Origin of the sequence: Aeromonas sp. 603607 (assembly GCF_049171595.1) — a bacterium.
Lineage (GTDB): Bacteria > Pseudomonadota > Gammaproteobacteria > Enterobacterales > Aeromonadaceae > Aeromonas > Aeromonas veronii.
Map to the genome: position 1 here is coordinate 40882 of NZ_JAAKOV010000006.1, position 20988 is coordinate 61869.

Here is a 20988-nt window from a genome sequence, read left to right on the forward strand (position 1 = left end):
GCTTTCCTCTTGGTTTGCCAGAACTGATTAGGCACATTAGGTAGACAGATCGGTGTACTTCAAGAGGCAAATCATGAGTGAGAAGCGTCAACAACTGGTGGCGACGGCCTACCGTCTGTTCAACCGTCATGGCTTTCATGCCACCGGCATAGATCGCATCTGGGCCGAGGCGGGGAGTACCAAGCGCACCCTCTATCGCCACTTCCCGACCAAGGATGCCTTGATTGAGGAGGTGCTGCTCGCTCGTGACCGGGAGTTCTTCGCCTTGCTTGACCAGCGGCTGGCCGGTGTGAGCGGACGTGAAGCTCGCCTCCAGGCGCTGTTCGATGGTTTCGCGGCGTGGTTTGGCCGCTCTGATTTCTATGGCTGCAACTTTATCAACGCCAGCGCCGAGTTTGCCGACCCACGCCATCCGGTGCGCAAGCTGGTGATGGCCCACAAGCAGGCGTTATTGGGCTGGGTGATAAACCAGCTCAACTGTTCTCTGGCACAGGCCACCGAGCTTTGCCTGTTGCTGGAGGGGGCGATCGTGATGGCTCACAGCTATCAGCAGCCACTGGCGTTGGAGCAGGCCAGAATGCTGGCAAAGACCATTTTGGCCGACGATGGCGCGATAATGCAGGCCGCTTCACACTCCTGAGATGCTGGTCATTTGAGGCTGCGTTCGGATGGGATACCCTGAATAGCGGAGAGGCCGCCTGACGGCTTCACACAGGGAAGAGTGCGCACTCAGGCGCCCATAACGACTTATTGCAGAGGCGAAAATATGAATAAATCCATGCTTGCCGTATTGGTCAGTGGTTTGCTGGCGGCCGGAGCCGTGCAGGCCGCTGCTCAGGACAATACCTGGTATGTCGGTGGCAAGGCCGGTTGGTCCAATTACTATGGCGTTGACCACAACCAGTATGCCGAGTCGATTGCCCAGACGTTGGGTAATACCAGCGAGAACACGGATGATCTGGGTCTGGGTCTGTTCGCCGGTTACCAGCTCAACCCCAACCTGGGGTTCGAGCTGGGTTATGACTGGCTTGGCAAATACGACACCACCTCGGGCACCGGCGCCAATACCCTCAATACCGAAGCCAAGAGCCAGATGATTCAGGCCACCATGAAGATCAGCTTCCCGGCAACGAATGTGCTCGATCTTTATGGCCGGCTCGGCGGTGCCTATGCCTGGACGGATAGCGAGATCAGCTTCGCCAATAGCAGCGAGACCGGTAAAAAGCATGGCGCCGCATTTGTCGGGGCGCTGGGTGCCGAGTACGCCATCGATCGTGACTGGGCCGCCCGTCTGGAGTACCAGTACACTACGCCGCTGGGAGATGCCTCTCTCGATCGCTCAGGCATCGAGCTGGATAACGGCCTGATCTCGTTCGGCATGCTCTATCGTTTCGGTCAGCAAGGTGGTGAGGTTGCTGTGCCGGCGCCAGCTCCGGCAGCCGAGCCTGCCCCGGCTGTGGTGGTGGAGCCCAAGACCTTCAGCCTTAGTTCCGATGTGCTGTTCGAGTTCAACAAGGCGACCCTGAAACCTGCCGCCAGCCAGGCGCTCGATGCCCTGTTCAGCCAGATTGTGGCGGCCAATCCGAAGGATGGCGTCGCGACCGTGGTCGGTTATACCGACCGCATCGGCTCCGACAACTACAACCTGGCCCTCTCCGAGAAGCGGGCCCAGAGCGTGGCCAGCTATCTGGTAGCCAAAGGCTTGTATGCTGACAAGGTGCGGGTCGAAGGGCGTGGCAAGGCCAATCCGGTTACTGGCAACAACTGCGCCAGCCGTTCCAAACAGGAGCTGATTGCCTGTCTGGCACCGGATCGTCGGGTTGAAATCCATCTGGAGGGGGTTTCCCAGCCGGCGCAGTGATGCTGCGGCTAGAGATGGGATTCGAGAAGAACGGGAGGCCAGGCCTCCCGTTTTCTATGGTCAGCGTGATCGGATGGTGGTGCAGACCTGATTTGCCAACATCATGAGTTATCGAATCTTTTCCTAATAGGAATAGTTATTATATTTCCAGGAAATTACAGGATAAAAAATAGAATTAAACTTTGCGCCTGAAGATTCTTTTGGTTAGAATCTCTGCGTGTTATCAATAGACAGGTAAATATTATGGACTGCGACAGTTGTAGCCGATTGCAAATCGCGATGCGGGTTTACCAGAGCTGAGGCCGAATATTTTATCTTCTCTCTCACTCTGATTGCTCGAATCACAAGCATAGAGTGCAGCATCTATATGAGTCAGCATCGACTCTCACAACCTCTTTATCCCGCCTTCATCAGGGATTACGGTTGTAAATCTGGATCGTTCCGCTCATCTGCGAGCCATGCGCGCCTCGCGACCCCTGCAATTGAACGCTTCATCATGCATCCCGGTACTGCCCGTCAGGGCCGTCACAGCGTCGGAACCATGCATCCGTGCCGTGGTCGGGAAGGGATCAAGCGTAAAATAACAAGATGGATAATCTCATATTGAAAACTATTTCGTTTTCGATATGGCAGGTTGCACATTAAAATAAATGATGTGATTGATTAATATATTTCGGCGGTGGCAAGGGTCGCGCTGTAATATTTCTATAGGCGTGGTTTTCTCCGATGTTCTTACCCGCCAGATATCACTGATACTATTTCCTGCCCGCATCCAGTTATTTCAAACTGTCTTAATCCTGATTTTCTTTATGGGTGATGCCGCTCTAGTTGCGGGATCACCGGATTGGTCCGCTGATAATGCAGACTCGCGGCCATGCCTGCCAACGACAGTGTGTATCGCTGTCCATGGTTCGTCCGGCCCTCTCTCCACCCCACTCGGAGGATATCGTATGACCGAAGAGCCCAAACCTCGACCCTCGGGGTTCACGTCTCCCCACTCCTGATCCCCCCTGCGGGGACGGGATGCGGTGTTCTGACCCCTGATCTGACCCAACCATGCAGGTTAGCTCGACGGCAGACATTTGTCTGACGAGCCGCCCCGTGCGCGCCAGTTGAGCGTGCCGGCAACGAGTCGGGTTCACAGCTTTCGATATCAGTACTGACGCCTGGCCTGGCCCGCGACAGGGCCCTTCTGCAAGCGAAAATCAGGATTTAAAGTTATGAAGCAACAACATACTGCCAGCCGGCACAAGCAACAGGGGTTCGTCGCCCCGGGCCGTGCCAATGAGAAGCTCTCCTCCCGGGTGCTCGACGAGGCCGACAAGTCCCTCGAATACACCCTCACTGCCGTGCGCGGCAATATCGACGGCCTGACCGCGACCGAGGCGGCCAACCGTCTGGTCCAGTTTGGCCCCAACGAGGTGACCCACGACAAGCCGCCCCATCCATTGATCCAGCTGCTGCAGGCGTTCAAAAACCCGTTTGTGATGGTCTTGATGGTGCTTGGGCTGGTCAGTTACGTGATGGACGTGCTGATGGCCGAGCCGGGTGATGAGGACTGGGTCAAGGTGATCATCCTCGGTGTCATGGTGGGCCTGAGCGGTCTGCTGCGCTTCTGGCAGGAGTACCGTTCCGCCAAGGCGGCCGAGGCGCTCAAGTCACTGGTGCGCAACACTGCCACTGTACAGCGTCGTCCCTCGCCGGGCGCTACCCCCCAGCGCAAGGAGGTGGCAATGACCGAGCTGGTGGCCGGAGACATAGTGCACTTGCAGGCGGGAGACATGATCCCCGCCGACATCAAGCTGATTGAATCCCGCGATCTCTTCATCAGCCAGGCGGTGCTGACCGGTGAAGCACTGCCGGTAGAGAAGTATGACACTCTGGGAGCTGTGGCCGAGAAGTCGGCAGACGGCAACAGCACAGGGGACGTGGGGTTGCTCGATCAGCCCAACATCTGCTTCATGGGCACCAACGTGGTGAGCGGTACAGCCAAGGCTGTGGTGGTGGCCACCGGCAGCGACACCTACTTCGGTTCGCTGGCCCGCAACGTGGTGAGCCACAAGCGCATCGAGACCAGTTTCGATCGCGGCGTCAACAGCGTCACCAGGCTGCTGATCCGCTTCATGCTGGTGATGGTGCCCATCGTCTTTATGCTCAGTGGTATCAGCAGTGGTGACTGGATGTCGGCGCTCACCTTCGCGCTGGCGGTGGCGGTAGGGCTCACCCCCGAGATGCTGCCGATGATCGTCTCCGCCAACCTGGCGCGAGGGGCGGTGGCCATGGCCAAGCGCAAGGTGGTGGTCAAACGGCTCAACTCGGTGCAGAACTTCGGTGCCATGGACGTGCTCTGCACCGACAAGACAGGTACCCTGACCCAGGACAAGATCATCCTCGAGCACCACTACGACGTGCGTGGCAACCGGGACGATCGGATCCTGCAGCTGGCCTGGCTCAACAGTTATCATCAGAGCGGCATGAAGAACCTGATGGACATCGCGGTGATCGAGCATGCCGATGTGCTGGGAGCTGGCTGCAAGCCGGCTGGTTACAGCAAGGTGGATGAGTTGCCATTCGACTTCGTGCGCCGCCGTCTGTCGGTGATCGTACAGGATGAGCGTGGCCAGCAGCTGATGGTCTCCAAGGGGGCGGTGGAAGAGATGCTGGCCGTCTCCAGCCAGATCGCCGATGGCCAGGAGGTGCGGGATCTGACCGACGCCGATCGCCTTGCCCTGCTGCGCCAGAGCGAGGAGTTCAATGCCGAGGGCTATCGGGTATTGATCGTGGCGACCCGCGAGATCTCGGCAGGCGAGTGCAAGCAGAGCTATCGTACCAGTGATGAGGTCAATCTGGTGGTGCGCGGCTTCCTCACCTTCTTCGATCCGCCCAAGGATTCGGCCGCACCGGCCATCCGTGCGCTGAACGACTATGGTGTGGCGGTCAAGGTGCTGACCGGTGACAATCCCATCATCACCAGCAAGGTGTGTCGTGACGTAGGGCTGGAGCCCGGCGTGCCGCTGCTCGGCAAGGATATCGAAGGGATGGACGACGTGGCGCTGTGCGAGGCGGTCAAACAGACCACCATCTTCGCCAAGCTCACCCCGCTGCAGAAGTCGCGGGTGGTGAAGGCACTGCAGGCCAACGGCAACACCGTCGGTTTCCTTGGCGACGGCATCAACGATGCCCCGGCGCTGCGGGATGCGGACGTGGGGATCTCGGTGGACAGCGGTGCTGACATTGCCAAGGAGACTGCCGACATCATCCTGCTGGAGAAGAGCCTGATGGTGCTGGAGGAGGGGGTGATCAAGGGGCGCGAGACCTTTGGCAACATCCTCAAGTACCTCAACATGACCGCCAGCTCCAACTTCGGCAACGTCTTCTCGGTGCTGGTCGCCTCCGCCTGGCTGCCCTGGGCACCCATGCTGGCGATGCAGATGCTGATCCAGAATCTGGTGTATGACGTCTCCCAGATGCTGCTGCCGTGGGACAAGATGGACCCCGAGTTCCTCAAGCGGCCGCGCAAGTGGGAGGCGAGCAACATCAAGCGCTTCATGCTCTGGCTTGGCCCGACCTCGTCGGTGTTCGATATCAGCACCTACTGCCTGATGTGGTTCGTGTTCGGTGCCGGTGCCCTCTATGCCACCGCCAACGGCAGCATGGATCCGCTGGTCAACGGTCAGGCCATCATGAACTCCGGCTGGTTTATCGAGGGGCTGGTGTCGCAGACGCTGGTGGTACATATGCTGCGTACCCGCAAGATCCCGTTCCTGCAGAGTACCGCTACCCTGCCGGTACTGCTCTCCACCTCGATCGCCATTGCCATCGGTTGCTACCTGCCCTTCTCGCCTGTGGCTGAGCACTTCGGCTTCATCACTCTGGATGGGCCCAAGTACTTCATGTGGCTGGTGATCACCATGCTGGCCTACATGGGGCTGACCCAGACCGTCAAGACCATCTACATCAAGCGCCACGGCCAGTGGTTCTGATGACGTGCTAGCTGACGGGCCGGTGTGATCCCGGCGCGAGAGAAAAAAGAGAGCCAGCCCGCGTAAGCGGACTGGCTCTCTCTATTTGGTGTGACCTGACTACCTTGTTGGCGACTAAAGGTCTGTGACTCAGAGCTTGAACAGCGGGCGCAGGCGAATGCCGATCAGGCTGCCGGCGAGGGCCATCAGCATCCAGACCCAGCCGTGCAGGCTGCCGGAGGCGGTGCCATCGAAGAAGCCGCCAAGGTTGCAGGCGCTGTACATTGCGCCCATCCCCATCAGCAGGCCGCCGAGGATGGATGCCAGACTGTTGCCGATCCGCATCGGGGCGAAGTTACCGCCACCACTGATGCAGCGCGCCAGCATGGCCCCCAGAATGCCGAGCCAGAACATGCCGACCATGGGGTTGATGAAGAGCGGCTGGTCCAGCTTGGGGTTGCCCTCGAACAGGCCAAACAGGGAGGCACCGCGCAGCGCCATGTCATAGACGGCGCCGGTGATGGTCCAGGCCGAGCCGTGCAGGGCGACAACGGCAGAGTTGAGCAGGGCGATGATGATGCCGCCGGTCAGCACGGTGAAGCGGCCATCGCGCCAGAACAGGTTGCCGCCGCTGAAGAGGGGCTTGAGCTCGCCGGTGCGCTTGAGTTCGCTGTTGCGAAACAGCATGAACAGCACGGCAACCAGCGCCAGGTTGAGCAGCATGCCGCTCCAGATGTTGCCGGTCAGATCCTTGGCCAGCACTACCTGGCTGGAGAAGGTTGCGGTCAGCTCGGGGCGGAACTGGTTGCTGATGAGGGTGCCGATGCCGTAGCAGATCAGCACCAGCCAGAAGCGGGGTTGCCCTTCGCCACAGCAGTAGAGCGTGCCGGTGGCGCAGACGCCTGCCAGCTGCATGCCGATGCCGAACAGGAAGGCGCCGACAATAAAGGGAATGCCGATAGCCATCACGTTGCCCACCATGGCATCGCCAAACAGGGCGTGGCTAAAGGAGAGGAAGCAGGTGAACAGCAGAATTTCGATGGCGATGGTGAGCAGGTGAACCCGCACGTAGTAGCTGTTGCGCTTGGTCAGCATTTCGCGCCAACCGAATACGATGCCGAAGCGACTGAAGGAGAGGGTGAAGCCGAAGCCGAATCCGATCAGGGCCATCAGAGCCCATTTCATACCAAAGGTGTTGCCAAGCCAGAGTAACGCTCCCCCCGCGATTGCCACGATGGGGAGCGACCATTTTCGAGTCATAGCTGTAATTCCTTATAGCTGGATGGAGAATAGGGAGTGCGGATCCTATTCCCACATTGAGTCCAAGGCTACCGGTTTAACAGGTCAGGGGGCGAGAAAATGGCATATCGCTTTTGATGACTTTGTTAGCTACTGATTTGATTTTGAATGCTTTATATTGCTCGTTGCAGCAGGACGCTTGCCGTTGCGCAGCCCATCCAGCGTGAAGATCAGCAGCGCGCTCCAGATACAGGCGAAAGTAAGAGCCTTGTCCATTGCCAGCTCCTCGCCGTAGAGAGTGACAGCGAGGATGAACATCAGGCTGGGGCCTATGTACTGGAAGAAGCCCAGGGTGGAGAGCTTGAGCCGTGTCGCGGCAGCGGTAAAGCAGAGCAGAGGGGCTGTGGTGACGGCGCCAGCAGCGATCAGCAGCAGGTTGAGGTGCCAGTCGTTCTGGGTGAGATGGCTGGTGGGGCTGTCGGCAAAGCCCCACAGATAGATGGCTGCCGGTGGCAGCATGATCATGGTTTCGATCAGCAGGCCGGTAAGTGCATCGAGGGCCAGTTTTTTGCGCACCAGGCCATAGATGGCGAAGCTCGACGCCAACACCAGTGCAATCCATGGCAGAGAGCCAAAGGCGATAAGCTGGATCGTCACTCCGGCAAAGGCCAGTGCCACCGCCCACCACTGCAGTCGGCGCAGTTTCTCGCTCAGAAACACCATCCCCAGCAGCACGTTGAACAGCGGGTTGATGTAGTAGCCGAGGCTGGCATCCAGCATGTGGCCGTTGTTGATGGCCCAGATAAACAGCAGCCAGTTGCCGCCAACGGTGACCGAGGTAAACGCCAGGGTGAGCAGCACTTTTGGCTGACGCAGCACTGCCTGCACCTTGTGCCACTGGCGGCCTGCCAGGGTGAGCACCATCAGCAGTACGCAGGACCAGATCATCCTGTGGGTCAGAATTTCAGCGGCCGGGACGGCAGAGATGGTCTTGAAATAGATGGGGGCTATGCCCCAAAGGGTATAGGCGCACAGGGCGTAGATGACGCCCTGGCGCTGGATCTGTTGCGGCATGCGGATGACCTTTACTGATGCGTTGGATGCGGGAAAACATCGCAAAAAATCAGTGTAGCGATCCTTTATCGAGGAAAGAAGCGAATAAACGAAGTTTGAGAATACGGTTGGAAGCTGGTCAGCCTTTGCCGCGACGGATCTTGTCGACGTCCATCAACAGCCACAACATCAGGGCGATGGCGGAGATCCAGGGGCCCCAGGTCACGTAGGCCTCGCCGTGCCCCAGCACGAAAAACAGCAGGGGCAACCCGATCACCAGAAAAAGTACGCTTCCCAGAAAAAATAGCATTTTTGTCTTTATATTTAATGGTTTGCTTATTTGATGATTATATCGATTGTGCCGCCTGATGGAAGACCAAAATGCAAAAGGGGGGATTTCTCCCCCATTGCTGATGATGATGGCTATTTATACCTTTATTCGAGCTGGATCCAGGTACTTTTCAGCTCGGTGTACTTCTCCAGCGCGTGCAGCGACTTGTCACGACCGTTACCAGACTGCTTGAAGCCACCAAACGGCATGGTCATGTCGCCGCCATCCCAGTTGTTGACGAATACGGTGCCAGCACGCAGGGCGCGGGAACCCTTCACCGCCTTGTTGAGATCCGCGGTCCAGATCGCTGCTGCCAGCCCGTAGTCGGTGTCGTTGCCCAGTGCAATGGCCTCTTCGAGCGTGTCGAAACCGGTCACTGCCAGCACAGGGCCGAAAATCTCCTCGCGGAAGATCCGCATCTCGGGTGTCACCTCGTCGAAGATGGTGGGCTCGATATAGAAGCCGCCGCTCTCAAGATTGGTGCGTTTGCCTCCCAGCAGTAGCTTGGCTCCCTCCTGCTTGCCAATCTCGACATAGCGCAGCACCTGCTCCATCTGGATGTGATCCACCATGGCGCCGATGCGGGTCGCAGGGTCGAGCGGGTTGGCTGAGATCCACTCGCGGGCATGGGCCAGCAGTCGCTCCATAAATTGCGGCTTGATGCTGTTTTGCACCAGCAGGCGAGAGGCGGCGGTACACACCTCGCCCTGGTTGTAGAAGATGGCGCCAGCGGCGCTCTTGGCCGCGGCATCCAGGTCCAGCGCATCCGCCAGTATGATGTTGGGGCTCTTGCCGCCGCACTCCATAAAGGCGCGCTTGAGGTTGGACTTGCCGGAACACTCCACTAGGTGCTTGCCGATTTTGGTGGATCCGGTGAAGGTGATGCAATCCACATCCATGTGCATGGCCAGCGCCTCGCCCACGGTATGGCCAAAGCCCGGTAGCACGTTGAACACGCCGTCAGGAATGCCTGCCTCCTTGGCCAGACCTGCGATACGCAAGGCGGTCAGGGGGGACTTTTCGGAAGGTTTGAGAATGACCGAGTTGCCGGTAGCGAGCGCCGGCCCCAGCTTCCAGCAGGCCATCACCAGCGGGAAGTTCCACGGCACGATGGCGGCAACGACCCCGAGCGGTTCCCGGGTCACCAGCGCCAGGGCGGATTCCTCGACCGGCGCGACCTGATCGTAGATCTTGTCGATCGCTTCGGCGTTCCAGGCGATGCAGTTGGCGGCGGCAGGGGCATCGTAGCCCATGGCATCGCCGATGGGTTTACCCATGTCCAGCGACTCCAGCAGTGCCAGCTCCACCTTGTTGAGACGCATCAGTTCGGCGAAGCGCTGCATGATCAGCTTGCGCTGTTTCGGCGGCAGGCCGCTCCAGCGCTTGTCGTTGAAGGCATCACGCGCGGCCTGTACCGCCAGCTCGGCATCGGCGGCATCGCAGGCTGCTACCTTGGTCAGCAGCTTGCCGTTGGCCGGGTTGATACAGTCGAAGGTGGCACCATTGACGGCATCCCGATAGCTACCGTTGATAAAGGCTTGTGAGGGCAGGGTCAGATGGGCGGCCTTGTGTTGCCACTGGGCCAGGGTCAGGTCACTCATGTTCACTCCTTGAACCGGCAAAAGTCATTGTCCGCGTATCAATATGCTAAACATCCTGCCACTTGTAAATCCATTTTGTAACAATTCATTAAACATTGGCGGCTGGCTGGCCCCTTATCACCCTGTTAGAAACTGGCGGGGGTATTGGCCGAAATCAATACGCACTCCTGCTCGCCCACATTGCGAAAACGGTGAGGAGTGCGGCTGTCGAAGTAGTAGCCGTCCCCCGGTGTCAGCAGGTAGATCTGCTCACCCACGGTCACTTCAACCTCGCCCTTGATGACGATGCCGCACTCTTCACCCTCGTGGCTCAGCATGTCGTCGCCAGTGTCGGCGCCCGGTGGCAGCACCTCCTGCAACATGCCGATGGCACGGTTGGCACGGCTGTGGCCCACCAGCCGGTAGCTAATGGGGTGAGTGCCGAGATCCGGCATATCGGCGGCGCGAAAGATCACTTCGGAGTCCATTTCGGTCTCGTCAGTAAAGAAGCTGGCCAGTGACATGGGGATCCCTTCCAGTACCTTGCGCAGGGAGGCAACTGACGGGCTCACCTGATTCTTTTCGATCTGGGAGATGAATCCGTTGGTCACGCCCGAGCGTTTGGCCAGCTCGCGCTGGGAGAGGGCCGCCTTGGTGCGAACCGCCTTGAGACGGTGACCGATATCCATCGATAGACACTCCTTGACTGTTTACTATTATTAAATTTGTGTTAAATATCTTATACCACCCTGTAGAGTCATCTAGCTAGGGGTGGCATCAGACAGGGCGATAATGAGCCCTTTTTTATGGATTCAGGTGTTTAATTTAATAGGCAATGGCCAATAGTTGCTAAACACCTTAAGGATGAGGTGACCATGAAACCGATCAGCGACATCAATACTCCCTCCGACATGTCCGCCTTCTGGATGCCGTTCACCGCCAACCAGCAGTTCAAGGCGGCGCCGCGCATCCTGAAGTCGGCGGAGGGGATGTATTATCACTCAGAGGATGGCCGCAAGATACTGGATGGCACTGCCGGACTCTGGTGTTGCAACGCGGGCCATGGTCGGCGCGAGATTGCCGAGGCGGTCTCCCAGCAGATTTCCCACCTCGATTTCGCCCCCACTTTCCAGATGGGCCACCCGTTGCCGTTCGAGCTGGCCAACCGGCTGGTGGAGATCGCTCCCCAGGGCTTTGGCCATGTCTTCTATACCAACTCCGGCTCAGAGTCGGTCGATACCGCGCTCAAAATCGCACTGGCCTGGCAGCGGGCTCGCGGTCAGGGCACCCGCACCCGGCTGATTGGTCGCGAGCGGGGTTATCACGGGGTTGGCTTTGGCGGCATCTCGGTGGGGGGCATTCCTGGCAATCGCAAGTGGTTTGGCTCCCTGCTGACCGGGGTGGATCATTTGCCCCATACCCTCAACATCGCCAAAAATGCCTTCACCAAAGGGTTGCCTGAGGAGGATGTGGCGCTGGCCGACGAGCTGGAGAAGATCGTTTTTCTGCACGATGCCAGCAACATAGCGGCGGTGATCGTCGAACCCATCGCCGGCAGTACCGGCGTGCTGATGCCGCCCAAAGGCTACCTCAAGCGGCTGCGGGAGATCTGCACCAAACACGGCATCCTGCTGATTTTTGACGAGGTGATCACCGGTTTCGGTCGCCTTGGCTCTCCCTTCGCCGCGCAGGAGTTCGATGTCATCCCCGACATGATCACCTGCGCCAAGGGGCTCACCAACGGCGCTATCCCCATGGGAGCTGTGCTGGTGCAAAAGCATATTTATGACGACATGATGGCGGCAGGTAAGGGGGCTATCGAGCTGTTCCACGGCTACACCTATTCCGGTCATCCGGTGGCTGCTGCTGCGGGTCTGGCGACCCTCGAGATCTATCGCAACGAGAACCTGCTTAGCCGCGCCGCGGATCTGGCGGGCTACTGGGAGGAGGCGGCCCATTCGCTGAAGGGCTGCAAGCATGTGAAGGATGTGCGCAACTACGGGCTGGTGGCCGGTATCGAACTTGAATCCATGCCGGATGCGCCGGGCAAGCGCGCCTATGAGGTGTTTGTCCGCTGCTTCGAGAAGGGGGCGCTGATCAGGGTGACCGGCGACATCATCGCCCTGTCGCCACCCCTCATCATCGAGCGCAGCCAGATCGATGATCTCTTCACCCTGCTGCAGGATGCCCTGCAGGCACAACCCTAACCCATTTGATGGCCCCGCGCTGGCGGGGCCTTGCGTTGTCTTGTTCAGCGCAATCACCACATCAATTATCACGGAGGATACATGACATACAGGGTCAGCAACTTCATCAACGGCCAGCCGCAGGAGAGTCGTAGCGAGCGCCAGGGCGCCATCTTCAACCCAGCCTGCGGCAAGCAGCAGGGGAGCGTCGGGCTTTCCAGCGCCGCCGAGTGTCAGGAGGCGATCGCCATCGCCGAGCGTGCCTTTGCCGACTGGTCGCAAACCCCGCCGCTGGTGCGGGCTCGGGTCTTTTTCCGCTTCAAAGAGTTGATGGAGCAGCACAGGGACGAGCTGGCCGAGCTCATCAGCCGCGAGCACGGCAAAGTCTTCTCCGATGCGCAGGGTGAGCTGACCCGCGGGCTGGAGGTAGTGGAGTTTGCCTGCGGCATTCCCCATCTGCTCAAGGGGGAGCACTCCCTCAACGTCGGTCGCGGGGTAGACAGCTACTCCATGATGCAGCCGGTCGGGGTTTGCGCCGGCATCACCCCGTTCAACTTCCCGGCCATGGTGCCGCTCTGGATGTTCCCGGTCGCGATTGCCTGCGGCAACACCTTCATTCTCAAACCCTCCGAGAAGGATCCCTCTCTCTCGCTGCGGATGGCCGAGCTGCTCAAGGAGGCCGGTCTGCCGGACGGCGTGCTCAACGTGGTGAACGGTGACAAGGAGGTGGTGGACGTGCTGCTGACCGACCCGCGGGTCGGCGCCGTGTCGTTTGTCGGCTCCACCCCCATCGCCCAGTACATCTATGCCACCGCCTCGGCCCACGGCAAGCGAGTGCAGGCGCTGGGCGGCGCCAAGAACCATATGGTGGTGATGCCGGATGCTGATCTCGATCAGGCGGTCTCAGCTCTGATGGGGGCTGCTTATGGGGCGGCGGGCGAGCGCTGCATGGCCATTTCGGTAGCCGTGGTAGTGGGTGACGAGACCGCCGATGCCTTGGTAGCCAAACTGAAACCGCTCGTTGAGAAGCTGCGGGTGGGCCCGGGGCTGGGCCAGAGCCCGGAAAACGAGATGGGGCCGCTTATCAGCAAGGAGCATCTGGCCAAGGTGCGCGGTTATGTGGATCAGGGGGTGGCCGAAGGGGCCGCGCTGCGAGTCGATGGTCGCACGCTGAGCCACGACGAGGGTTACTTTATCGGTGGCTGCCTGTTTGACGAGGTGACCCCCGAGATGCGCATCTATCGCGAGGAGATCTTCGGCCCCGTGCTCTCCATCGTGCGGGTGCCGGACTACGAGACGGCGCTGCGACTCATCAATGAACATGAGTACGGCAATGGCACCGCCATCTTTACCTGCGACGGCGACACCGCGCGGGACTTCACGGCGCGGGTACAGGTCGGTATGGTAGGGGTGAACGTTCCCATTCCGGTGCCGATGGCGTTTCACAGCTTTGGCGGCTGGAAGCGCTCCATCTTCGGGCCGCTCAACATGCACGGGCCGGATGGGGTTCGCTTTTATACCCGGATGAAGACGGTGACGGCGCGCTGGCCCCAGAGCCTGCGCAGTGGTGCCGAATTCTCCATGCCAACCATGAAGTGATGAGCCCAGGGCTCACCACCATGATTTAATTCTCTTGCCCCCGCAGATCGCTGGTCTGCGGGGGCACTTCTGTAAAGGAGCAACAGATGCGATTGGGAATTCTCGATTGTGACCGGCTGGATCCCGATCTGGCGGATCGTTTTGGCCCCGTCTACTCCGAGATGTTTATCAGGGGGTTTCAGCCGCTGGCACCCGAGCTGGAGTTTCGGGTCTGGTCAGCCATCGATGGGGAGCTGCCGGAGGATCTGCACGAGTGCGATGCCTGGCTCATCACCGGCTCGCGCCACGATGCCTATAGCGATATCCCTTGGATCAAGGCGTTGCGTGGCTGGATCCGTCGGGCCCATGATGCCGACGTCAAGCTGGCCGGGATTTGTTTTGGTCATCAGGTGATCGCCCAGGCGCTGGGGGGCGAGGTGGTGAAGTCTACCAAGGGGTGGGGGCTGGGAGTGTCGGTGCACCCCATGTTGGCTGATGAGCCCTGGATGGCGCCGTCTCGTGATCAGATCCGTATTCTGGCCAGTCATCAGGATCAGGTGGCCCTGCTGCCCCCCGGAGCGACCCGGCTGGCGGGCAACGATTTTTGCCCCAACTTCATGTTCCTGCAGGGGAACAACATAGTTGCCATTCAGGGACATCCGGAATTTTCGGTGGAGTACAACCGGGCGCTGATCGAGCGGCGCCGAGGCCTGTTACCCGACGAGCGTTACCAGAGCAGCCTCTCCTCGCTGGAGGGAGAGGTGGATTCGACCACCATGATGCAGTGGTTGCTGCAGTTTTTGGGGATCCTGCCGCTGCGGGCCGGCGCAGCCTGAGCCCGGTTTGTCAGCGACCCCCTTCGGGTGCTAGATTTTGTAGCAAAATGAAGGATCAAGCGCTGCGATGTCGGGATCGGATGATACACTGGCCGCCCTTTGTGGCGGCCTGTTTGTCTGGCGTGATCGCCGCACCAGCTTGAGAGGGTGAAGCCTTGAAACTACAGCAATTGAAGTACTTGATCGCGATCCGGGACCACAACCTCAACGTCTCGGTGGCGTCCGATGCGCTCTATACCAGCCAGCCCGGGGTCAGCAAGCAGATCGGCCTGCTGGAGAGCGAGCTGGGAGTGCGGATCTTCGAGCGCCGTGGCAAGCATCTGCACCGCATCACCCCGGTGGGCGAGGAGATCATCAAGTGTGCCGAGGCGATGCTCAACATCGAGAGCAAGATAAAGGCGATCTCCCGTGAGTATCTGGATCCGACCGTGGGCACCCTCAACATTCACACTACCCACACTATCGCCCGCTATCTGCTGCCCAAGTCGGTTACCTACTTCACCAAGAAGTACCCCAAAATCTCGTTCCACCTCCATCCGGTGATGTCGGCGAGCAAGGAGCAGATCAGCAAGGGTTACTCCGATTTTTCCATCGTTGCCCACGAAATTGGCTTCGACAAGGAGCTGATCGCGCTGCCCGCCTACCTCTGGACCCTCTCGCTGGTGGTGCCACAGGATCACCCGCTGGCCAAGGTGAAGAAGCCGACCCTGGAGCAGCTCTGCCACTACCCCATCCTCAGTTACGAGAGCGGTGCCACCGGTCGGCAGGTGCAGGATGAGGTGTTTCAGGCGGCGGGGCTGACCCCGAGCTACTACATGACGGTAATGGATGCCGGAGTGATCAAGCGCTATGTGGAGCTGGGCTTTGGCATCGGCATCATCTCCTCGCTGGTGGCCAACGACACCGACAGCCCCGGGCTGGTCTCCATCAATCTGGAGCACCTGTTCAAGCCCTGTCCGGCCCAAATCTGCTTCAGCAAGAGCATTCTGCTGCAGAACTACATGTATGACTTCATCAGCTCTTTCTCGCCTCACCTCACCAAGGAGGTGATCCAGAGCGTGATGCAACAACCGACCCAGGCGCGCATCGACGAGCTGCTGGCCGGGGTGGAACTGCCCATCTATTGATCCCGATCGGATTACCGATCGCTTACGGTTGTCTCTTCAGTCAGGCTGGGCTCTACTCGGGGTTCAGCCTGTCTCTTTTGGGCTATCTCCATCGTCCGAGGTCTCTATGTCACGTATTCTGCTGCTTGCCAATCTCAACTGTGATCATGTGCTCTCCCTCTCCGAACCGCTGGTGGCGGGGGCCCGGCTGCAATACGTGGATCAGGGACGCAGGCTGGGAGGTGGTGCCGCCAATACCGGCATCGGGCTGGTGTGGGCGGGTCACGAGGTGACCATTGCCTCACGCATCGGGCTGGACGAGACCGGCGACTGGCTGCTGGAGCAGGCGGCCGGTTACGGGCTGGATTGCAGCCATGTGGAGCGCTTTGGCGGCGAGACCGGCGAGTTGCTGATCCTGGTGGACTCCACCGGCGAGCGCACCATACTTCGCCGTCCCCGTCGTCCCGATCTGCCCGGTGATCTGCCACAGGAGGGGATCGACTGCCTCTACGTGAACTATCCCGGCACCGCCATCATCAGTTATATGCGCCAGATGCTCGGCAAGAGCTTTGTGTTGGCCCAGTATCCCAAGGGCGGCCAAGCACGCCGTCCCTGCCATGTGCTGGTGGCCTCCCGCTCCGATCTCGGCGAGGTAAGTGACCCCTGGCAACATGCCCGCCAGTTGGCGGGTGAGCAGCTTGAATGGCTTGTGTTGACCGAAGGGAAGGCGGGGGCGGTGGCCATCCATGGCGACGAGCAGATTAGGGTCGCCGCGCGGCCAGTCTCGGTGGTCGATACCACGGGAGCAGGGGATGCTTTCGCTGGCGGATTGATCCATGGCCTGGCGCGCGGCATGGCGATCAAGGATGCGCTACAGTGCGCGGTGGACTGGGGGGCGTTTGCCGTCGCCTCCGAGAGCTCCATCCCATCGGTCGCGCTGAAAAACTGGCTGAAACAGCCGCACTGACGCCCCGTTTATTCACTGTTCGAAGGGAGATTTCCCCTCTTGTCTGTTGGGTGCGGCGGTGAGGAATTTCGGGAAATTTAGCCGCCAGAATGGAGGTAAACGCCGGGCTAACCCGGCAAGTTTGCGATCAATCAAAGAAAGTGTCGATTTATGTGCATCTTCATCGACACCCGGTTGTGCTGCTCTTAACCTTGTCACTCCGCAACTCAGATTAAGAGACAGGCCCCTCCTCTGGCGAACCAATGGCGAACAGAGGCAAACCGGTTGTCTCCTGCCTCTTAGCTCAATGTTGTCGTCCTGATTCCTGGCTTGTAGTAAGAGGCAAGTGCGACCATGCAACTGACACGATTTACCGACTACGCCCTGCGTACCCTGACCTTCCTAGCGGTGCAGCCGGGCGATCGCCTGTCGACCATTACCGAAGTGGCCGATACCTTCGGCATCTCTCGCAACCACGTGGTCAAGATAGTGCACCAGCTCGGCATCAAGGGGTACATCGAGACGGTACGTGGCAAGCATGGCGGTATCCGCCTCGGTCGCTCCGCGGTCTCCATCAACCTGCGCGATGTGGTGATGGATATGGAGCACGTGCTCTGTCCGGTCGACTGCAAGCGCGAGAACTGCCGTCTCTCCGGTGGCTGCCGCATTCAGGGCATTTTGCGCCGCGCCATGAACGCCTTCCTCGAAGTGCTGGGTGAGTACACCCTGGCCGATGCGGTGCGCGATCCGAACCGTCTCTGCCATCTGCTGGGCATCGAGCAGGAGTCAATTCTGGCGATGGCCTGATGGGCAGGAAGCAAGAACAGATATAGAAGGGGCCTGATGGCCCCTTTTGTTTGTCAGCGATTGCCCGGCTGGCGGATCAGGGTGATGGCGCCGTGCAGACAGGCGAGGCCGCAGGCGCCGCAGCCATTGCAGGCATCCATGTTGACGTTGATGCCATCGGCTGTGGCCTTGATTGCCTGCTGGGGACAGGCATCTTCACAGAGCAGGCAGTAGAAGCCCTGCCGTGCCTGACAGCTCTCTTCAATCTGCACCCGGGTCTGCACCTGACGACCCAGCTGCAGGTCGAGGGCGCCGGTGGGACAGGCTCTGGCGCAGCTGCCGCAGTAGCTGCACTGGCCACAGGCGAGATCGAGTACCGGCGTACCGGCGATGGGGCTCCCCTCGTACTCCTCCTGGGTGGCCGGTTTGAGCAGACCGCGCGGGCAGGCCTTGAAACACTCGCCACAGCGGCTGCAGAGGGAGAGGTACTGGGACTCCTCGATGGCCCATGGCGGGCGCGCTTCATGGCAAACCACGGCGGGCTTGCGGGAAGCTTGCCAACCTTGTGTCAGCCAACGGAGGAAATAGTGAGTCATGCTCGCCCCTGATACCTATTAGGGGTTAATTTTATCGAAGTTTCGGGAAGCAGGCCAGAGAATAGCGGCCGTCAGGATCGCAAGCGCAGTTGCCCTTGTGTAAGCTAGGCGGGTCTTTTTACGTGGTTGAATGAAAACATATGTGGCTATTTCTCTGGCGTGCGTCCCTGCTCTATGTCTTTCCCCTGCTGATGTGGGCCTACTGCCGCATCAAGGATATCGAGTTCGCCGAGCTCGATACCGGCGTCAACACCCACAAGTGGGTGGTGCTCGCCGCCTACCTCATCTACGTGCTGCTCTGGCTGCTGGCCAACCGCTATCTCGAACTCTTCCTGCGCCAGCGGAGCCGTAAATGATCGAGCCCGGGCTCTGGGTCATCCTGCTGCCAGCCGCCCTGCTGGCACTCGGCACAGGCTGGCTGATTGGCCGGCGCAGCAGCACAGCGCAGACTCAGGAGCTGCTGCTGGCAGAGGAGCGTTATCAGGCGCTGCAGGAGCGTTTTGACGAGTTGCAGGATGAGCGGCAACAGGGGCAGCAGAAGCTGGATCAGCAGCAGACCCTGCTCATCAAGCTCACCGCCCGTCTCAAGGATGCGGAAGCAACCCTGCGCAGCGAGCGGCTGGCCGCCGCCGAGAAGCTGCAACTGCAACAGGAGGCGGAGCAGCGCCTCAGCCAGCAGTTCGAGAACCTTGCCAACCGGATCTTCGAGCAAAACTCCGGCAACTTCCGTGAACTCAACCAGAACAGCCTCGATCTGCTGCTCACTCCACTCAAGGAGCAGCTGGAGGGCTTCCGCCGTCAGGTAGGGGAGACCCACGCGCAGGAGACGGCCCAGCGCCACAGTCTCAAGTTCGAGCTGGAGCGCCTCGCCGAGCTCAATGCTCGTATGACCGAAGAGGCTGCGGCCCTGACCCGCGCCCTCAAGGGCGACAGCAAGCAGCAGGGCAACTGGGGGGAAGTGGTGCTGGCGCGGATCCTCAGCGAGTGCGGTCTGCGCGAAGGTCACGAGTACCACACCCAGGTCAATATCGAGGTGGAGAAGGGCAAGCGTTACCAACCTGACGTCATCGTCCACCTGCCGCAGGAGAAGGACATCATCATCGACGCCAAGGTGTCGCTGACCGCCTACGAGCGCTGGTACAACGCTGAGGACGAGCTGGAGAAGGCGGTGGCGCTCAAGGAACACGTCGCCTCGGTGCGCAACCATATCCGCGAGCTGGGTCGCAAGGATTACCAGCAGTTGCCCGGGGTGCGCACCCTCGACTATGTGCTGATGTTCGTGGCGGTGGAGCCGGCCTTCCTTACCGCGATGGAGGCCGATCCCTCGCTGGTGCGTTACGGTCTCGACAACAACATCCTGCTGGTGAGCCCCACCAACCTGATGGTGGCGCTGCGCACCATCGAAAACCTGTGGCGCTACGAGCGGCAGAACCAGAATGCTCGCCAGATCGCCGAGCGGGCCGGTCGCCTCTACGAAAAGCTGCGGCTGTTTGTTGAGGAGATGCAGCAGATGGGCGGCAGCCTGCACAAGGCGCAGGAGAGCTACGACAAGGCGATGGGACGGCTGGTCAACGGCCGTGGCAACCTGATTGCCCAGGTCGAGCGTTTCCGCGAGCTGGGGGTGGAGGTGACCAAGAGCCTGCCCGAGCCGCTGGTGGAACGGGCGCTGGAGCGTGACAAGGAGCGGTAGTAGTTTCTACCTGCGCCGACATCAACAAAAGACCCAAACACTGTTTGGGTCTTTTGCTATCTGCCAGCTGGCCCAGTGCTTACTCATCATCAGAAATCCGCAAATAGAAACGGCCCACCGAAGTGGGCCGTTTCTATTTGCAGTGCCGGTGTGGATCAGCGGCTGGCGGCGCGGGCGCTCAGCTCGGCTTTCTCGCTATCGCTCAGGAAGGCCAGGGTCAGGCCGTTCTGCTGGGCGGTGCGGATTTCGCTCGCGGTCATGCCGGCGGCCGGAGCGGCCACTTCATATTCGTGGGGCAGGTCGATCCCTTCCACCGCCGGGTCGTCGGTGTTGAGGCAAGCCAGCACGCCAGCAGCCAGGAACTGGCGGATCGGGTGTTCGGTCAGGCTCGCCACCGTGGTGGTCTGGACGTTGGAGGTGAGGCAGGATTCGATGCCGATGCGGTGCTCGGCCAGATAGGCCATCAGGGCCGGATCCTGAATCGCTTTGACGCCGTGGCCGATACGCTCGGCGCCCAGCTCGCGAATGGCTTGCCACATGCTCTCGGGGCCAGCGGCTTCACCGGCGTGTACGGTGACGCGCATGCCTGCATCGCGCACCTGACGGAAGTGATCGACAAAGAGTTCCCCCGGGAAGCCCAGCTCGTCACCGGCCAGATCGATGGCGACCAGCTTGTCGCGGTGGGCCAGACAGGCGGCCAGCTCCCGATTGCACTGCTCGGTGCCGAAGGTGCGGCTCATGATGCCGATCAGGTTGGTCTTGATACCGAAATCGCGGCTGCCCGCGGCCACGCCGTCGATGATGGCTTCTACCACGCCCTGCGGGTGCAGCTTGTGGACCATCGCCATATAGGCCGGACTGAAACGCAGTTCGGCATAGTCGATACCGGCGCGCAGCAGATCTTCCACGTTCTCGTAGGCGACCCGGCGGCAGGCATCATAGTCGGCCAGCACGGCAACACCCCAGTCCAGCTTCTTCAGGAAGGCGACCAGGCTCGGCTCGTTCTCGACAATCTGTACGTGGGGGCGCAGCGCCTCCAGCTCGAAGGCGGGCAACTGAATGTTGTGTTGGCGACCCAGCTCGAGGATGGTTTGCGGGCGGATGTTGCCGTCCAGATGGCGGTGCAGGTCGGTCAGGGGGAGAGATCTGTCAATCATGGGGGCGCCCTCGTCGAGTCAGGTTTGAAAGCCTGCCATTCTAGGCGGGGCTTTCAAAAAAGATACCCCGTTTATGGTTAA

At 60.0% G+C, this 20988-nt stretch carries 18 protein-coding genes; 11 read left to right on the plus strand and 7 right to left on the minus strand.

Features of this window, described 5'->3' with window-relative positions; translation table 11 throughout:
* Window positions 1–73: 73 nt before the first annotated feature.
* From G5315_RS07710 to mgtA, 3 genes are all read left to right on the plus strand, one after another.
* Window positions 74–640 carry a TetR/AcrR family transcriptional regulator gene (locus G5315_RS07710; RefSeq protein ID WP_182963048.1) on the plus strand — a complete coding sequence of 189 codons (567 nt, stop codon included), beginning with the start codon at window positions 74–76 and terminating at the stop codon, window positions 638–640.
* 126 nt (window positions 641–766) lie between these two features.
* Window positions 767–1861, plus strand: a complete 1095-nt coding sequence (gene ompA / locus G5315_RS07715) for a porin OmpA (protein WP_216952325.1) — start codon at window positions 767–769, stop codon at window positions 1859–1861.
* A gap of 1220 nt (window positions 1862–3081) precedes the next feature.
* Window positions 3082–5844, plus strand: a complete 2763-nt coding sequence (gene mgtA, locus G5315_RS07720) for a magnesium-translocating P-type ATPase (protein WP_421332843.1) — start codon at window positions 3082–3084, stop codon at window positions 5842–5844.
* A 129-nt stretch (window positions 5845–5973) separates the two neighbouring features.
* On the opposite strand, the gene G5315_RS07725 is transcribed toward mgtA, so the two are convergent.
* The 5 genes from G5315_RS07725 to G5315_RS07745 all read right to left on the minus strand — a co-directional run bounded on the left by G5315_RS07725 (window position 5974) and on the right by G5315_RS07745 (window position 10715).
* Complete coding sequence (locus G5315_RS07725) at window positions 5974–7083, minus strand: YeeE/YedE thiosulfate transporter family protein (RefSeq protein ID WP_421332844.1); 1110 nt, start codon at window positions 7081–7083, stop codon at window positions 5974–5976.
* Between the two features lie 129 nt (window positions 7084–7212).
* The gene (gene rarD / locus G5315_RS07730; RefSeq protein ID WP_421263278.1) at window positions 7213–8136 is read right to left on the minus strand and encodes an EamA family transporter RarD; all 924 of its coding nucleotides are present in this window, start codon (window positions 8134–8136) and stop codon (window positions 7213–7215) included.
* A gap of 118 nt (window positions 8137–8254) precedes the next feature.
* Window positions 8255–8383, minus strand: a complete 129-nt coding sequence (locus G5315_RS07735) for a hypothetical protein (protein ID WP_265324673.1) — start codon at window positions 8381–8383, stop codon at window positions 8255–8257.
* 167 nt (window positions 8384–8550) lie between these two features.
* The gene (locus tag G5315_RS07740) at window positions 8551–10047 is read right to left on the minus strand and encodes an aldehyde dehydrogenase (RefSeq protein WP_227341753.1); all 1497 of its coding nucleotides are present in this window, start codon (window positions 10045–10047) and stop codon (window positions 8551–8553) included.
* 125 nt (window positions 10048–10172) lie between these two features.
* Window positions 10173–10715 (minus strand): cupin domain-containing protein, encoded by a 543-nt coding sequence (locus G5315_RS07745; protein WP_042012327.1) that lies wholly within the window; start codon window positions 10713–10715, stop codon window positions 10173–10175.
* A gap of 186 nt (window positions 10716–10901) precedes the next feature.
* On the opposite strand from G5315_RS07745, the gene G5315_RS07750 reads away from it, so the two are divergent.
* From G5315_RS07750 to G5315_RS07775, 6 genes are all read left to right on the plus strand, one after another.
* A complete protein-coding gene (locus tag G5315_RS07750; protein ID WP_216952313.1) occupies window positions 10902–12233 on the plus strand; it encodes an aspartate aminotransferase family protein in 1332 nt (443 codons plus the stop codon).
* A gap of 81 nt (window positions 12234–12314) precedes the next feature.
* On the plus strand, window positions 12315–13811 hold the full coding sequence (locus G5315_RS07755; RefSeq protein ID WP_227341755.1) for a CoA-acylating methylmalonate-semialdehyde dehydrogenase: 1497 nt from the start codon (window positions 12315–12317) through the stop codon (window positions 13809–13811).
* Between the two features lie 86 nt (window positions 13812–13897).
* Window positions 13898–14626, plus strand: a complete 729-nt coding sequence (locus G5315_RS07760) for a glutamine amidotransferase-related protein (RefSeq protein ID WP_216952309.1) — start codon at window positions 13898–13900, stop codon at window positions 14624–14626.
* A 155-nt stretch (window positions 14627–14781) separates the two neighbouring features.
* Window positions 14782–15753 (plus strand): LysR substrate-binding domain-containing protein, encoded by a 972-nt coding sequence (locus G5315_RS07765; RefSeq protein ID WP_033114758.1) that lies wholly within the window; start codon window positions 14782–14784, stop codon window positions 15751–15753.
* A 106-nt stretch (window positions 15754–15859) separates the two neighbouring features.
* On the plus strand, window positions 15860–16699 hold the full coding sequence (locus G5315_RS07770; protein ID WP_216979891.1) for a PfkB family carbohydrate kinase: 840 nt from the start codon (window positions 15860–15862) through the stop codon (window positions 16697–16699).
* 333 nt (window positions 16700–17032) lie between these two features.
* Window positions 17033–17485, plus strand: coding sequence for an Rrf2 family transcriptional regulator (locus G5315_RS07775; protein ID WP_033114760.1), 453 nt, complete (start codon window positions 17033–17035; stop codon window positions 17483–17485).
* Window positions 17486–17538: 53 nt separating this feature from the next.
* Here the strand turns inward: G5315_RS07775 and G5315_RS07780 are convergent, their stop codons facing one another.
* Window positions 17539–18060 carry a ferredoxin-type protein NapF gene (locus G5315_RS07780; RefSeq protein WP_216952305.1) on the minus strand — a complete coding sequence of 174 codons (522 nt, stop codon included), beginning with the start codon at window positions 18058–18060 and terminating at the stop codon, window positions 17539–17541.
* 140 nt (window positions 18061–18200) lie between these two features.
* On the opposite strand from G5315_RS07780, the gene G5315_RS07785 reads away from it, so the two are divergent.
* Both G5315_RS07785 and rmuC read left to right on the plus strand, forming a co-directional pair.
* Window positions 18201–18416, plus strand: a complete 216-nt coding sequence (locus G5315_RS07785; RefSeq protein ID WP_421332845.1) for a hypothetical protein — start codon at window positions 18201–18203, stop codon at window positions 18414–18416.
* Window positions 18413–19750, plus strand: a complete 1338-nt coding sequence (gene rmuC / locus G5315_RS07790) for a DNA recombination protein RmuC (protein WP_421332846.1) — start codon at window positions 18413–18415, stop codon at window positions 19748–19750. Before G5315_RS07785 ends, rmuC begins: the two co-directional genes overlap by 4 nt.
* Before the next feature lie 155 nt (window positions 19751–19905).
* Here the strand turns inward: rmuC and add are convergent, their stop codons facing one another.
* Window positions 19906–20907, minus strand: a complete 1002-nt coding sequence (gene add / locus G5315_RS07795) for an adenosine deaminase (protein WP_421332847.1) — start codon at window positions 20905–20907, stop codon at window positions 19906–19908.
* Between the last annotated feature and the right edge of the window lie 81 nt (window positions 20908–20988).